Raw genomic sequence first — 1935 nt, 5'->3', positions numbered from 1 at the left:
CAACGGGTTTTCCATTTCGCGCTCTCTCAAATACGCCGCACAATCCATTTCGCTCATCGAAAAATCGTCGATTAACGGATACAAAAACTCGTCGCCCGCCATTTTTCGGTGAATTTCGGACATTGTATAGCCGATATAAATTTTATATTCCTCGATCTTTTGCCCTTTTATCCAACGCTCAAAAGGACGAGTTTTGCTCTCTCTGCGCCAGGTGCAGGGCATAAACTGAGGCGTAGGCAAACCACGAATGTAACCCTCAAGCTGTCCTCTTGAAATTTTACCAAACACACTATCCTCAAACGAAATTTCGGGTTTAAGAACGATAACTTCTTTACCATAGCGAGCTTTAAAGTATTCACTTAACCGCTCAACGTAACGATACATCAACTCAAACTCGTGTAAAGTATCCTTAAACACAATATAATCAAGCGGTCTTTGATTACGCAGTAACATATCGACCATTGCAGTGCTATCCTTACCGCCTGAAAGAGTTGCTATATATTTCATTGTTTCTCCTTTAAATTTTTAAAATGGATACGGCATAAGCCCTTGATTAGAGTATTTGAATATCAAATTATCCATATCCTCGTATGCGTGCTCGCTAAAAGGTCTAATATGATTTTTCAGACGCTGTAAAAAACCGCGCTCTATCATCTCGTTTTCGAGCATAGCATAATCTTGAACGCTTAGAATGTCATCGGTCATTTCTTTGCAATTATCGCGCCAGTATAATTTTAGACGCTCGTCGCTCATATCTTTCCAGACGGTGCGAAATATCTTGTATGGATTGTGAGAAACCGGTTTAATATCGCCGTTATAAACCTTTTGAATAGATTTAAACTCGTGAGATTGGATTTTGCTGCTATTTAGAATAGGCTTAGTATCCTTTACGTATTCGTGCACGAGCCGACCGCAGACGTAATATAGCAGGTGTCCGTCCTCATAAATTAGCTCCTCTGAAGTATAAGGAATACTCATAAAGATACTTTGGCTCTTATAATCCCATTCTATAAGCGTATCGTTGAAATCTTTTAGAATGTTAAGGTTGCCGAGATCACGCAGGCTTTTAATAAAATTTATCTTTCGGTAAACCCAAAGCGGGATTGGGTTTTGCGAGGATAAAAACCTGCGAATTTTATGCTTTATAAACCACGCTTGAACCTCGTTAATATCGTCAGTTTCGTTGAAATTTATAAAGGTCTTTGTAATATACTTCATCACGTAGCCAGTGGCGTTGTTTATAGAGGTCTGAAACCCATTTATCTCGCCATTCGCTATCTGAGCCGCGGTCAAACGCTCGTTTCTTAAATTCTGCGGAGCGTAGAACACGTCTTTATAAATTTTAAGCAAGTAAGGGATTGTATGCCTTGGGGCATATATCAGAGCATGAATATGCGGCACGCCGTCATTTTTATGCGGCTCAAAGGTGCGTATATACTGAAATACCTCGCCTTTGTAAATACGCCTAAACCGCATAGTAAATTTATGAAAATTATAATTTAAAATGCTGGCTAAATCCCTTATATTAAAGGGAACGCCCTCATTAAGCTTTTGCTTCTGCTCGATCGGAAGCGATCTAATGTCCTTGGTAGTAAAAGTAGCAAAATTACCCACTAGCGCCTTACGGAAGCAACCATTAAGCGTGATAGTAAGAAACACGGGCACTAGCTCATGCTTGACTGAAAGCATATGTATAGTATTTGTCCTATTGGCTACCTCGGCGTAATAGGTGCTTGAAAAATTTGCGGACTTCGAGACCGAAAGCAGGCTTCTTTCCTCGCCGAAAGAATTTACGAATTTGTAATCCTGCAAAAACTTTCGTTGTCTATCAATCTTGAGCTTTACGGCTGCAAAATCAGCCTCATTTAATCCAAACATCTTTAAGCTTTGTTTAAATGTAACAGATTTTTATTAAATTGACAAGGGAGAGAGCAA

At 39.5% G+C, this 1935-nt stretch carries 2 protein-coding genes; both read right to left on the bottom strand.

Annotation, left to right across the window (positions count from 1 at the left end; all coding sequences use genetic code 11):
* Positions 1-507: phosphoadenosine phosphosulfate reductase family protein (locus tag Q0140_RS08095; protein WP_297963584.1), on the bottom strand; the 507-nt coding region annotated here is incomplete at its 3' end.
* Between the two features lie 18 nt (positions 508-525).
* The gene (locus Q0140_RS08090; RefSeq protein WP_297963582.1) at positions 526-1878 is read right to left on the bottom strand and encodes a hypothetical protein; all 1353 of its coding nucleotides are present in this window, start codon (positions 1876-1878) and stop codon (positions 526-528) included.
* Between the last annotated feature and the right edge of the window lie 57 nt (positions 1879-1935).

Source organism: uncultured Campylobacter sp., assembly GCF_938045405.1.
GTDB lineage: Bacteria > Campylobacterota > Campylobacteria > Campylobacterales > Campylobacteraceae > Campylobacter_B.
Note: the sequence above shows the minus strand (reverse complement) of the source record. Positions and strands in the feature narration are given on the sequence as shown.

Bases quoted from the DNA above. Each gene is read 5' to 3' on its own strand.
- Q0140_RS08090 (WP_297963582.1), bottom strand. From the start codon at position 1,878: ATGTTTGGATTAAATGAGGCTGATTTTGCAGCCGTAAAGCTCAAGATT.